The organism is Mesobacillus subterraneus, from assembly GCF_023715485.1.
Lineage (GTDB): Bacteria > Bacillota > Bacilli > Bacillales > Cytobacillaceae > Mesobacillus > Mesobacillus subterraneus_B.
On the sequence record NZ_JAMBOF010000005.1, the window covers coordinates 194,452 to 206,766 of the forward strand.

Annotated in this window: 16 protein-coding genes; 13 read left to right on the forward strand and 3 right to left on the reverse strand. The window is 44.8% G+C overall.

Translation table 11 applies throughout. From position 1 onward, the window contains the following. The first annotated feature begins 171 nt into the window (after positions 1 to 171). The 5 genes from M3204_RS09265 to spoIIR all read left to right on the forward strand — a co-directional run bounded on the left by M3204_RS09265 (position 172) and on the right by spoIIR (position 4,363). Positions 172 to 792, forward strand: a complete 621-nt coding sequence (locus tag M3204_RS09265; RefSeq protein WP_251480936.1) for a thymidine kinase — start codon at positions 172 to 174, stop codon at positions 790 to 792. 152 nt (positions 793 to 944) lie between these two features. Continuing rightward, entirely contained in the window at positions 945 to 1,394 is a 450-nt protein-coding gene (locus M3204_RS09270; protein WP_251480937.1) for a hypothetical protein, read from the forward strand. Between the two features lie 213 nt (positions 1,395 to 1,607). Further along, entirely contained in the window at positions 1,608 to 2,681 is a 1,074-nt protein-coding gene (prfA, locus tag M3204_RS09275; RefSeq protein ID WP_251480938.1) for a peptide chain release factor 1, read from the forward strand. Next, on the forward strand, positions 2,674 to 3,537 hold the full coding sequence (gene prmC, locus M3204_RS09280; protein ID WP_251480939.1) for a peptide chain release factor N(5)-glutamine methyltransferase: 864 nt from the start codon (positions 2,674 to 2,676) through the stop codon (positions 3,535 to 3,537). Before prfA ends, prmC begins: the two co-directional genes overlap by 8 nt. Before the next feature lie 103 nt (positions 3,538 to 3,640). After that, a complete protein-coding gene (gene spoIIR, locus M3204_RS09285) occupies positions 3,641 to 4,363 on the forward strand; it encodes a stage II sporulation protein R (RefSeq protein WP_251481048.1) in 723 nt (240 codons plus the stop codon). 182 nt (positions 4,364 to 4,545) lie between these two features. On the opposite strand, the gene M3204_RS09290 is transcribed toward spoIIR, so the two are convergent. Continuing rightward, positions 4,546 to 4,887 carry a cupin domain-containing protein gene (locus M3204_RS09290; RefSeq protein WP_251480940.1) on the reverse strand — a complete coding sequence of 114 codons (342 nt, stop codon included), beginning with the start codon at positions 4,885 to 4,887 and terminating at the stop codon, positions 4,546 to 4,548. A 25-nt stretch (positions 4,888 to 4,912) separates the two neighbouring features. Next, positions 4,913 to 5,293: a globin gene (locus M3204_RS09295; protein ID WP_251480941.1), complete on the reverse strand. Its 381-nt coding sequence runs from the start codon at positions 5,291 to 5,293 to the stop codon at positions 4,913 to 4,915. Between the two features lie 304 nt (positions 5,294 to 5,597). Between M3204_RS09295 and M3204_RS09300 the strand changes: the two genes are divergently transcribed. The 4 genes from M3204_RS09300 to M3204_RS09315 all read left to right on the forward strand — a co-directional run bounded on the left by M3204_RS09300 (position 5,598) and on the right by M3204_RS09315 (position 8,589). Further along, on the forward strand, positions 5,598 to 6,002 hold the full coding sequence (locus tag M3204_RS09300) for a KGG domain-containing protein (RefSeq protein ID WP_251480942.1): 405 nt from the start codon (positions 5,598 to 5,600) through the stop codon (positions 6,000 to 6,002). Positions 6,003 to 6,177: 175 nt separating this feature from the next. Beyond that, positions 6,178 to 6,621: a GNAT family N-acetyltransferase gene (locus M3204_RS09305; protein ID WP_251480943.1), complete on the forward strand. Its 444-nt coding sequence runs from the start codon at positions 6,178 to 6,180 to the stop codon at positions 6,619 to 6,621. Positions 6,622 to 6,798: 177 nt separating this feature from the next. Next, positions 6,799 to 7,842 carry an L-threonylcarbamoyladenylate synthase gene (locus M3204_RS09310; RefSeq protein WP_251480944.1) on the forward strand — a complete coding sequence of 348 codons (1,044 nt, stop codon included), beginning with the start codon at positions 6,799 to 6,801 and terminating at the stop codon, positions 7,840 to 7,842. Between the two features lie 192 nt (positions 7,843 to 8,034). Next, the gene (locus M3204_RS09315) at positions 8,035 to 8,589 is read left to right on the forward strand and encodes a manganese efflux pump MntP (protein ID WP_251480945.1); all 555 of its coding nucleotides are present in this window, start codon (positions 8,035 to 8,037) and stop codon (positions 8,587 to 8,589) included. A gap of 60 nt (positions 8,590 to 8,649) precedes the next feature. On the opposite strand, the gene M3204_RS09320 is transcribed toward M3204_RS09315, so the two are convergent. Further along, the gene (locus tag M3204_RS09320) at positions 8,650 to 8,790 is read right to left on the reverse strand and encodes a hypothetical protein (RefSeq protein ID WP_251480946.1); all 141 of its coding nucleotides are present in this window, start codon (positions 8,788 to 8,790) and stop codon (positions 8,650 to 8,652) included. A gap of 131 nt (positions 8,791 to 8,921) precedes the next feature. Here M3204_RS09320 and M3204_RS09325 point away from each other — a divergent pair, with 131 nt between their 5' ends. From M3204_RS09325 to M3204_RS09340, 4 genes are all read left to right on the forward strand, one after another. Continuing rightward, the gene (locus tag M3204_RS09325) at positions 8,922 to 9,359 is read left to right on the forward strand and encodes a low molecular weight protein arginine phosphatase (RefSeq protein ID WP_251480947.1); all 438 of its coding nucleotides are present in this window, start codon (positions 8,922 to 8,924) and stop codon (positions 9,357 to 9,359) included. 186 nt (positions 9,360 to 9,545) lie between these two features. Further along, positions 9,546 to 10,841, forward strand: a complete 1,296-nt coding sequence (locus M3204_RS09330; RefSeq protein WP_251480948.1) for a methyl-accepting chemotaxis protein — start codon at positions 9,546 to 9,548, stop codon at positions 10,839 to 10,841. A gap of 339 nt (positions 10,842 to 11,180) precedes the next feature. Next, the gene (gene rpiB / locus M3204_RS09335; RefSeq protein ID WP_251480949.1) at positions 11,181 to 11,621 is read left to right on the forward strand and encodes a ribose 5-phosphate isomerase B; all 441 of its coding nucleotides are present in this window, start codon (positions 11,181 to 11,183) and stop codon (positions 11,619 to 11,621) included. Between the two features lie 120 nt (positions 11,622 to 11,741). Continuing rightward, the gene (locus M3204_RS09340) at positions 11,742 to 12,314 is read left to right on the forward strand and encodes a TIGR01440 family protein (RefSeq protein ID WP_251480950.1); all 573 of its coding nucleotides are present in this window, start codon (positions 11,742 to 11,744) and stop codon (positions 12,312 to 12,314) included. Position 12,315 lies beyond the last annotated feature (1 nt).

Genomic DNA, 12,315 nt, shown 5'->3' on the forward strand with positions numbered 1-12,315 from the left:
CTTTAACAGAACCTAATTTTTAAAACATCATTTTTCAGTCTGGATTCAGCGTCTTTTTTTGTTATAATGGAAAAAGCTGAAAAAAGTCGAATAGCTCTTTTCTTTACCTATGCAGCTATCTCACACAAATCTTACTAATAATTATGTCCAGCGAGGAAGGAGAGGCCGACCATGTACGTTATGAAACAAAGCGGTTGGATCGAATTGATCTGCGGTAGTATGTTCTCCGGCAAGTCGGAGGAATTAATCCGCCGCGTACGCAGAACTCAATTTGCCAAGCAAAAAATTGCCGTTTTCAAGCCGCAAATTGATAACCGCTACAGCGAAGAATCAGTTGTATCACACAACGGAACTGCAGTAACTGCAAAGCCTATAGCCAACTCTACAGATATTTTCCAGCATATCAACCCAGATATCGATGTCATTGCCATCGACGAAATCCAGTTCTTCGACCAGGAAATCGTCCAGGTTGTCCAGCATCTTGCAGACAGCGGATATCGAGTGATTGTAGCCGGCCTTGATCAGGATTTCCGCGGCGAGCCATTTGGCCAAATGCCAGCATTGATGGCCATTGCGGAATTAATCACTAAATTGCAGGCAGTTTGTGCCGTTTGCGGGTCGCCAGCAAGCCGTACACAGCGTTTGATTAACGACAAGCCAGCCTCTTATGACGATCCCATCATTCTCGTTGGTGCATCGGAAGCATACGAACCACGCTGCAGGCACCATCACGAAGTACCAAAATCACCAAACGAGCTTAAGATCGAGAAAACGACTGAAAGCTTAACATAAATGATGAGTCCACCCGAGTGATCGGGTGGATTTTTTCTATGAGGAAAAAGGTGAAATGGAAATGATTTTCGGTTAGTAAAAATTTTTCCCTCCCCTGACTCATGCATTGACTTGCTATATCTGGGCATTCTAACAACGGGAGGTGCCATAATTTGAAAAAATTAATCTTGTTGTTTATTTTGGCTGTGATTATAGTGTCGGGTTGTGCTCAGGACAATGCCGAGTCCACTTATGAAAAAAATCAAGATCGGGCAGGACAGGACCTTAATACGGCCCATGATGGCGTCCGTCACGGGGATGGCCCTAACTTTGCAAGAGACCAGGACGACGGCATGACGATGACCGACCAAAACCCGAATCTGTTAAATACAGATAACGAGAATCGCAATAATTTTTCCCAGGATGTCCAGAAAGCAAAAGAAGTTATTGCTGACGCAGGCTACGACCCCGGCAGTATCTGGATTAACGGCGGAGAAATGAATGTGACAGCCGAAGCGCAGGGACGCATGACAAAAAAGGAACGCGATGCAGCGTTGAAGGCTTTAAGGAACAAGCTGACAAGAGCATTGCCGCGCTATGACATCAATGTGGATTTTGAGTGAAAATATTTTTCATGACTGAAGCATGCCCAAAAAGGGGCATGCTTCTTCCGATTGACTATTCTCCCTTAGATTGGCTTTGACTGAGTGTATCACCTATACTATAATTAAAATGTTATGAGCTTTTTTTAAGCCATTTTAAAGATAGTATAAAAAGCATTTAAGGATAAAAATTCGATTGGTCCGTAATGGATATGAAAATAGAGGTGAGTGTCCGTGTTTGATCGTCTTCAAGCAGTTGAGGATCGTTATGAAAGATTGAATGAGCTATTAAGTGACCCGGAAATTGTCAATGATACGAAGAAGCTCCGCGAGTTTTCAAAGGAGCAGTCTGACATCCAGGATACTGTCATGGCTTACCGTGAATATAAGGAAGTCAAAGAACAATTGACAGATGCTAAAGCAATGCTCGAAGAAAAGCTTGATGCTGAAATGCGTGAAATGGTCAAAGAAGAAATCTCTGAGCTTGAACCGCGCGTTCAGGAGCTGGAAGAGCGCATCAAGATCCTGCTTATACCTAAAGACCCTAATGATGACAAGAACGTTATTATGGAAATCCGCGGCGCAGCGGGTGGCGATGAAGCGGCTCTTTTTGCCGGCGACCTGTACAGGATGTACAGCCGCTTTGCTGAATCCCAGGGCTGGAAAACGGAAGTCATCGACGCAAGCACGACTGGCGTTGGCGGCTTCAAGGAAATCATCTTCATGATCAACGGAACCGGCGCTTATTCTAAAATGAAGTTCGAAAACGGCGCACACCGTGTTCAGCGTGTACCGGAAACGGAGTCAGGCGGCCGCATCCATACTTCAACAGCTACGGTTGCATGTCTTCCTGAAGCTGAAGAAGTGGAAATCGAGCTGCATGATAAAGACATCCGCTTTGACGCATTTGCATCAAGTGGTGCCGGCGGACAATCTGTTAACACGACAATGTCAGCTGTACGTCTGACGCACATTCCAACAGGAATCGTTGTATCGTGCCAGGATGAAAAATCACAGCACAAAAATAAAGACAAGGCGATGAAGGTACTTCGTGCCCGTGTCTATGACAAATTCCAGCAGGAAGCACAGGCTGAATACGACCAGGTTCGTAAATCTGCCGTTGGTACAGGCGACCGTTCTGAACGGATCCGGACGTACAACTTCCCGCAAAACCGTGTGACCGATCACCGCATCGGCCTGACAATCCAGAAGCTTGACCAGATTCTCCAGGGCAAGCTAGATGAAATCATTGAAGCTCTTATTATGGAAGACCAGTCTCAAAGACTTGAGAGTGCAAACAATGAGTAATGTAAAGATATATGAAGCCCTCAATTGGGCTTCTTCTTTTTTAAAAGAACATAATCGCGAGGAGTTTGCCGGGGAACTTTTGCTCAGGCATTTATCCGGACTCTCCCGGACTTCGATGCTGGCGATGATGCGCGATGAACTAGCCGGGGAAGTCTGGGCCCAGTTCCAGGCTGCGGTACAAAAGCATGCTGCTGGAGAACCCATTCAATATATCATCGGGTCGGAAGAGTTTTACGGCCGCAGGTTTGAAGTGAATAAGCATGTGCTGATCCCGCGTCCTGAGACAGAGGAGCTTGTTTATGGCACGCTTAAGCGGCTCGATAAGCTTTTTCCAGCGGTTGATCAAGTTGAACTTGTGGATGTCGGGACCGGCAGCGGGGCGATTTCGATCACGTTGAAGCTTGAAAAGCCCGGTTTGCAGGTGACGGCTATCGACCTATCTGAAGATGCCCTCGAGGTGGCGCGGGAAAATGCCAGCCAGCTTGGAGCAGAAGTCGAGTTTATCCATGGAGACCTGCTGCAGCCGCTCATTTTACAAGGGAAAAAAGCAGATGTCGTCATCTCGAATCCTCCCTATATCCCAATTGCAGATCAGGAGTGGATGTCAGACATCGTGACCGATCATGAGCCGCATATGGCTTTGTTTGCAGGTGAAGATGGCCTCGACCTATACCGCCGGTTCATGGATGAGCTGCCTCTGGTTTTAAAAGACAAGGCGCTGGTTGGCTTCGAAATTGGCGCTGGCCAGGGAGAAGCAGTTGCGGCATTGTTGAAAAATACGTTCCCAAAGGCGAATGTTGAAATCGTTTTTGATATAAACGGCAAGGACCGGATGGTGTTTGCGGAAATCATTTAAAGATGGACCCTGGAGGCAGGGTCCATTTTTTTTCAAACTTACTAGTTTAAGAATCTATCAATCTGTCCACACTGTGACTAGTGAAGGGACGGTGCGAGAAATGATGATGAAAAAATCAGCAGCTATTGTTTACATACTCTTATTATGTGCAGGTACAATTTTAAGTTTATATACACCGAAAAATGAAGTGACAGCAAAGGAAGCAATGGTCATTCCAAACGAGGCCATCAGGCTGAGGATCCTGGCTGAGAGCGATTTGGAAAAAGACCAGGAAATCAAGCGGCTCGTCCGCGATGAAGTGAACAAAGAAATTACAAAGTGGGTCCAGGATCTGACTTCGATTGACGATGCAAGGAACGTAATCAAGTCAAAGCTTCCGGAAATCCAGACAATCGCTGAAAAAGTAGTGGCATCGCAAGGTTCAGCACAAACAGTAAAAACAGAGTTTGATAAGGTGCAGTTTCCTACTAAATTATACGGACAGTTCCTTTATCCGGCTGGTGAGTACGAAGCAATCCTTATTACATTAGGTGAAGGAGAAGGCGCGAACTGGTGGTGCGTCCTATATCCGCCATTATGCTTCCTTGATTTTTCAAACGGAGAAGCAACAAGCGAAGGCTTCGATGGGAATGATGACAAAGGCGATGTAAAAGTAGACAGCGAGGATCAAGCTGGAGACGCAAAGCTGGACGAAAAGAAAAAAGAGGGAACAAAGTCAAAGAAGGATACGAAAGAAAGCAAGAAGCCAGTTTACGAAGATGGAGAGGAAGAAGAAGTTGAGGTAGCCTTCTTCCTGGTTGAGATATGGAATAGGATATTTGGATAAAAGCTCACCCTGCGATGGCTGCAGGGTGATTTTTTTATGTAATTGAAGCGGGTTATTTGAAATTATCCTGCTGAAAAATTTGAATCGGCCAAAATTAATTTTAAATATATCGATCACTTTTTAACCATTAGCACTTTTTTCGTCGTAAAAAGGCCTGGAGAATTCATCTCCAGGCCATCCGCCTATATGTTCTGCGCGAATCTCTCATCCGGAATCTTGTTGAGCATCACATAAAGTGTAACTGCCTCGGATCCGGTATTTTTGTAGGATAGCTCTTCCGTTCCTGTCACATGGACAGTTTCAGTAGCTGATGCTGGCACTTCTGTTCCGTCAATTGTAAAGGTACCTTCGCCCTGCATCGTTAAAATATAGACTTCAGTACCGGGATGTGTGTGCTTAGGCAATTCCTGGCCTGGCATGAAGTTTAAAAGAAACACGGTGCTTTCACCCTTTTTGAAAACAATCCTCTTTGTGAAGCGTTCTTCGCTGAATTCCTGATAGTCTTTTAATGAGAGTTTTTCCATTTCTGTGACCTCCAGTGTATTTATTTTAAAATTGACGATTAATCATGATCGGGGCAATCTGGCTCAATCGCTCAAATAAGGCTTTGCCGCCCTCTGTTTCAATCAGGCCCGTTTCGGTCAGTGTTTCGTGCATGAGCTTTAACCATGCCTGTGCCCGGACCGGGGTAATCTCAAACGGCATATGCCTTGCTCTCATATTTGGCGGGCCGAACTCATCGCTGTATAAAGCGCCGCCACCTGTCAATTGAGTGAGGAACATCCATTGCTTCCTCTTGATTTCATTTATATCGCCTTCGAACAAAGGGCTAAGCTCTTCGTTCTCATAAACCTTAGGATAAAAAGTATCAACGATTTTACGGACTGCTTCGTCGCCGCCAATACGCTCATAAATTGTTTTAATCTCCATGCCGTTCCCCCTTTTGAGAAAGGTTTTCATTTACTTAATTTTATTATAACCATCTGGTAAAAGGGTGTAGTGACATAAATCACTCACTTGTGAATTTTTCACTATGAAAAGCTAGGAATCTTTTGTTGGCTTCTCTTAAGAAATAGTTGGAAATTGAGGGAAAATCCCAGTCTAAATTACCAATAATATTACATTTTTTGTACAAGCACATTACATTACTCCGAATCTAGTTTTAGAGTCGCGGTTCCCGGATATTCAAAGGAGTGTAACATCAAAACTAAGATTTCAGAGGAGGATGAGTAAAATGGCTAAAAACAATAACAACAATAATAATGGTAAGATGTCACGTGAAGAACGAGGACGCTTGGGCGGCGAAGCTACAAGCCAGAACCGCGGCAGCGAATTCTATCAGGAAATCGGCCGTAAAGGCGGCGAAGCGACTTCCAATAATCACGACAAAGACTTCTATCAGGAAATTGGCCGCAAAGGCGGCGAAGCTACTGCTGAAAGCCATGACAGCGAATTCTACCAGGAAATCGGAAAAAAAGGTGGCGAAGCAACTTCTGAAAGCCACGATAAGGACTTCTATCAGGAGATCGGCCGCAAAGGCGGCGAAGCGACTTCTGAAAATCATGACCGAAGCTTCTATGAAGAAATCGGTGAAAAAGGCGGAAATGCCCGCAATAACCGGGGCAATAACAACGACTAACATTCAGGCATAAAAGGCCAAGACCCGAAGAAGAGGCACGGCAGCTTTCATTCCATGTGAGAGCTGCCGTGTTTTTATTTTAGCTATTCATTTCTATGTACCTTATCCTTCCTGGTTCTACTTTTTTAAATCTCTCATAACAATTAAGTAGAATCTATTTTTTGAGGTGAAGGATATGACATGGAAAATCAGAAGTGCAAATAAAGAAGACCTGCCAAAGTTGGAGGCATTTTTGACAGAAGCGGGGGTTAGCCCTGAAGGACTGAGCGAGTCAATCGAAAACTTCTCGCTTATGGAAAACAACGATGGTGAATTGAAAGCATGCCTGGGAGTCGAGCCTGTGGAAAACGCTGGTTTACTGCGAGCGTTTGTTGTTTCTCCACAAATCGCACAGCCTGATTTGATGCTGTTATTTAAAAGAGCATTCCTAACGGCGAAAAATCAAGAACTAGAAGCGCTCTACCTTGTTACCAATAAAATGAGTGCAGTATCCTTTTTCGGCAGCCTGGGTTTCGAGATGGTGAACCCATCAGACCTTCCTCCATCCCTTTTGGAAAAAAATCATTTAAAACAAGTTTTAACTGTGGATAACTCTGCAATTATGAAAATTATTCTGTGAATTGTGGATTAATCCACAAAGTTATCCACCGATTCATTAAAATTATACACAATTTGTGGATAAAAACTTGTGTTCGCCTGTTTCTTCTTTTATACTTTCATAGAAATATTGTTATCCAGCAAGGATTAATGAACTAGTATAAGGGAAAGAAGACCCAGAAGTAAAAGGTGGATGTACATGGAAACAACAATGTGGGCAGTGGATAAGAATGTGGATAATTTAAAAACATATCCACAAATCAAAGAAGCTGCACAAAATCTCAAAAAAAATGAAGTGATCGCTTTTCCGACAGAAACAGTTTATGGCCTAGGCGGCAACGCTAAAAGTGACGAAGCTGTGTTAAAAATATTTGAAGCAAAAGGAAGACCTGGGGATAACCCGTTAATAATTCATATTTCCGACCGAAAGCAAATTCAATCGTTTGTAAAAGCAATTCCTGAAAAAGCGATTTTATTGATGGACGCTTTTTGGCCTGGACCTTTGACAATCATTCTGGAGAATAAATCTGGTGTGCTGTCAGAAAAAGCAACAGCAGGACTGTCGACAGTTGGTGTGCGTATGCCTGACCATCCGGTGGCATTGGCCCTGATTGAAGCGTCAGGATTGCCATTGGCTGCCCCAAGCGCAAACCTTTCAGGGAAGCCCAGCCCGACGACAGCTGCGCATGTTGCCGAAGATTTAACGGGAAGGATTGCCGGCATTGTCGATGGCGGCGCGACAGGTGTAGGCCTCGAATCTACCGTAGTGGATTGCACCGTTGAAATTCCGGTCATTTTACGGCCAGGCGGGGTAACGAAGGAACAGCTCGAAGAAGTAGTCGGCGAGGTAAGCGTCGATCCCGCGCTTAAAGATTCGGATCAGACTCCGAAATCACCGGGAATGAAATATCGCCACTATGCGCCGAATGCTCCTTTTTATCTTGTAAAAGGTACAAAAGAACAAATTCAGCAGATGGTGAATGAAAAACGTAATGGACGATTAAAAGTGGGAGTAATGACAACGAAAGAAAATAAGAATTTCTATGACGCTGATGTAGTCATCGCCACTGGGGAACGAGAAAAGCTTGAAACCGTTGCTGAATCACTTTATGATACCCTGCGCGCTTTCAATCAGGAGAACCTCGATATCATTTTTGGCGAAGTTTTCCCTGAGCAAGGCGTTGGCCAGGCCATCATGAACAGATTAACAAAGGCATCAGGACTGCCGATTATTGAAAAATAAACAATCAGTTGGAGCGCTTCGATTATTTCGAGGCGCTTTTATATTTGTGTGACCGAAGCAGAGTGGAAATCCAGGTTACGGTCACTATGAAGCAAAGTGAAAAATAGTTACAAAAAAGGCTCTTAAATACATGCTTCTAAATCCTTTTGGACGTGCATATGCTGAATTAGCAAGTCCGAGGGGGAGAAAGACATGGCAGCAGTAGCCGGCGAATTACTCACATTAATCTTGATGGCATTCGCGTTAGGAATGGATGCATTTTCCGTAGGTCTCGGAATGGGCATGTTCAGGCTGACGAAAAGGCATATATTTAAAATCGGCGTCACCATCGGTTTGTTCCATGTGTGGATGCCGTTGCTTGGAATGGCGGCAGGCAGGTTCTTATCCGAGCAGTTCGGAGCGATTGCTGGCTATATCGGCGGGGGGCTGCTGATTTTGCTTGGAGTCCAGATGATCTGGGCAAGTTTTAAAGAAGATGAGACAAGTCTCATTACACCGGTGGGCAAAGGCTTATTTATTTTTGCATTGAGCGTCAGCCTCGATAGCTTTTCCGTCGGCCTTACACTGGGAATTTACGGAGCAAGAACGCTGCTTGTGCTTGTGTGCTTCGGCGTGGCAGCAATGGTCCTCACTTGGGCTGGACTATTGGTGGGGCGGAGAGTGCAGGGATGGCTTGGTACATATAGTGAAGCGCTTGGCGGCAGCATTTTACTCGCTTTTGGGATCAAATTGCTTCTGCCATTATAGGTTTGGAACTTACACCTGATTTTCAGGTGTATTTTTTTATAAGAAAAGAAAGTATAAATTTCACTTTGAGAAATGTCCAGCTCCAGCGCCTAGCCAGTTTTCATCTCTGACATGCTTCTTCGAGTATCTTGCGAGAAGCGTTAGCTTTGAGCAGCTCGAGTCGCTTCGGTTCGCTCGAGTGGAGTCAAAGAACGACTTCACCGGTCGGCTCTCCAGCGCTTTTCGGGGCTGACCAAGGCGCTTGCGCTTTTCTTTTAGCCAGGCCGAAAATGATATATGTGAAAAAATATTTTATAATAAAGAATAATAGAACTGTTACAGGAGGGAAGAACATGGCGCGCATATTATTTGTCTGCACCGGAAACACATGCCGAAGCCCGATGGCGGAAGCGATATTAAAAAGCAAGCAGCTTCCAGGGGTTGAAGTGAAGTCAGCGGGAGTTTATGCGGCAAATGGAGCAGAAGCTTCAATTAACGCAAAAATAGTACTCGAGGAAAATGACATCAGCCATGATCATCGCTCCACGACTTTAACAAAGGGCGAACTTGATTGGGCTACATTGATTCTGACCATGACGCAAAGCCATAAGGGACTGATCTTGAGCCATTATCCACACGCTTCCGAAAAAACTTTTACATTAAAAGAATTTGCTGAAGAGAAGCACAACCTTGATGTGGCCGACCCTTTTGGCGGGAACGAACAAATTTATCGCGAAGCTTTTAAAGAAATTCAAGAAAGTATCGAAAGAATCATAGATAAAATCCGATAATAACCTTGAGGAGATTCTATTAGGCTCTTTTCGTGAATTTTTTGTTGCTTTATAACCAAATGAGGGCACCTGGATTTTTACGGGTATGAAGTCCTCTCTATAAGAAGTACACGGGATTAATACTTGGTTCGAAAGCAACAATCTGTGCGAAAACAGTATTTTATTACTTTTTCAGGGGGATTATCAGTGGGGTCTAAACGCAGCTACAAATTCGGTCTAAGAAAGAAAATGGTCTGGCTGACAACCGTGTTGGCAATCATTACTTATTCAACTAGCGCATTCTTTATTTATGTTCTTTATCCTTACGTTCAAAAATTTATTGAGATTAATTCTGTTGTCTATACGGGGGCGGTTCTCGGAATGGGGATCTTTTGGTCCGGTTTCCTTGCTTACATGGCAGCGGGACTGATCATTAAGCCGCTGCAAAAGCTTGAGCAGTCAGCGCTGATGGCCGCTCAGGGTGAGATTGGCGAGGATGCCGAGGTCTCTAAATCGGATGACGAAATCCGTTCGCTTGGACTAGCCTTCAATAATATGCTGGCAAACCTGCGGGAAATGGTCACCCAGATTGATACGAATTTTAAAGAAACAAATGAAAAAGTCATTCGGATTTCCGGCCAGTCAGCGGCTGCTTCACAGCAGGCATCCATTATCTCGACAACGATTAAAGAGATTGCAGCAGGCGCTGACTCTTCAGCTTTATCAACCCAAAGTACAGCGGAATCAGTTGATGAAGTCATCAGGATTGCTGAAGACGTCCAGGAAAAAGCAAAGGCATCTGAATCGATTTCCGTAGAAATGGTAAAAGACCTGCAGGAATCGAAAAATGCGATCCATTCTTTGATTTCCGGGATCGAAAGACTTGCAAACGATAACCGCGAATCACTGGGTACTGTTAAAAGATTAGAAGATAACGCGACAAAAGTAGAGCAAATCATCCAGCTCGTAGGCGATATCGCAGCCCAGACAAACTTGCTTGCGCTGAATGCTTCAATTGAAGCAGCGAGGGCAGGCGAGCATGGCAAGGGTTTTGCTGTCGTGGCCGAGGAAGTAAGAAAGCTGGCTGATCAAAGTGCGGACGCCGTTCAGGGCATATCTCAATTGATCCAGAACATTCAAACTGAGGTTCATAGTGTTGTCGGCCAGATCAGCCGACAGGTTGAAACCGCAAATAGCGAAGCGAAAAAAGGTGAAAAAACAAATCAGGTCATTGATGAAATGACGAAAACGATCAATGAGATGGCCGAGGTCATCCACACCATCACCGGACTTGTTGATACGCAAATGGAAACGATCCAGCATACTTCAACACAATCACAGGAAATGGCTGCGATCGCAGAAGAAACATCGGCAGGAGCCTTGAGTGTAGCTTCAGCAGCAGAGCAGCAGGCAGAAGTGATGGGAAATGTAGAGGAGCTAGCCGTCGAACTGAAGACCCAGGCGGAAAAATTAAAAGGTACGATTACGAAGTTTTCTTTATAAGACGAAGCCGCAGCTGATGCTGTGGCTTTTTTGTAATTGGAAAAAATCCTGTGGAATTTCCAGTTCGCTATAAAAACGAGAATTTCGCTATTAAAAATTGTTTTTCGCTATAAAAAGGATTTTTTCGCTATTAAATCCTGATTATCGCTATAAAATCGTCGATTTCGCTATTAAAATTTTTGACCCAATGAAAAGAGCTGGATTTTACCAGGAAGTTTTCAGGTTTAACCAGCTTTGTTGGCGCTCTGACCCGATTTCTTTATAAATTCGAGCGAATATGAGAAAATAACGGTAGAATTGATCGCCCCGCAAGCAGGGAATACATAGGAGGATTTTACAATGAAAGTTGCAATTGCTTCAGACCATGGCGGAGTGAATATCCGCGAGGAAATCAAAAGCTTGATGGACGAAATGAACATTCAATACGAAGATTTTGGCTGTGAATGCGGTACATCTGTTGATTATCCAGACTATGCGCTTCCGGTTGCTGAAAAAGTGGCAAACGGCGAGTTCAATAAAGGTATATTGATCTGCGGGACAGGGATCGGCATGAGCATTGCCGCGAACAAGGTAAAAGGAATCCGCTGCGCTTTGGTGCATGATGTGTTCAGTGCAAAGGCCACACGCCAGCACAATGATAGCAACGTCCTCGCGATGGGTGAGCGTGTCATCGGGCCAGGACTTGCCCGGGAAATTGCGGCAGCATGGCTGTCTACTGAATTCGAAGGTGGCCGTCACGAAAACCGCGTAGGCAAAATAAAGGACTATGAAAACAAATAAAAGTTGATTTACCCGGCAGGCGTGGAGAATACGCCTCGAGTTTCTGTGATCACTGCAAAGGCTGGCTTGAACTCCTGTTTCCTGTCCAGTCCGCTGCTTTAAAAACTACAAATGGGGGCGATGGCACTGGCAATCGAACAATGGGAAGCAGAATTGAATTCAATCATCACTGATTTTAATGATCAGGTCCAGCTGAAAAAAGGCCAGGTACTAGTTGTTGGCTGCAGCACGAGTGAAATCATCGGGCAACGGATTGGCACCGCTGGGACAGAAGAGGTAGCGGCAATGGTATTCAGGCAGCTCCGCGATTTTCAGGTGAAAACAGGGATCCAGCTCGCCTTCCAATGCTGTGAGCATTTAAATCGTGCAATTGTAGTCGAACGGACAACTGCGGTACAGAGGGATTTAGATGAAGTAACGGTCATCCCTGTAAGGACCGCTGGCGGCGCAATGGCTGCTCATGCCTATCAAAACCTGGAGGATGCAGTTGTCGTTGAATTCATAAAAGCCGATGCCGGCATCGATATCGGTGACACTCTGATCGGCATGCATATGAAACATGTTGCCGTGCCAGTGCGCGTTCCGCAAAAAAGCATAGGGCATGCACATGTTACTATGGCTAAAACGAGGCCTAAACTGATTGGTGGAGCGCGTGCGGTTTATGAGCGGACGAAGGAAAATGAATCCTGCTGAT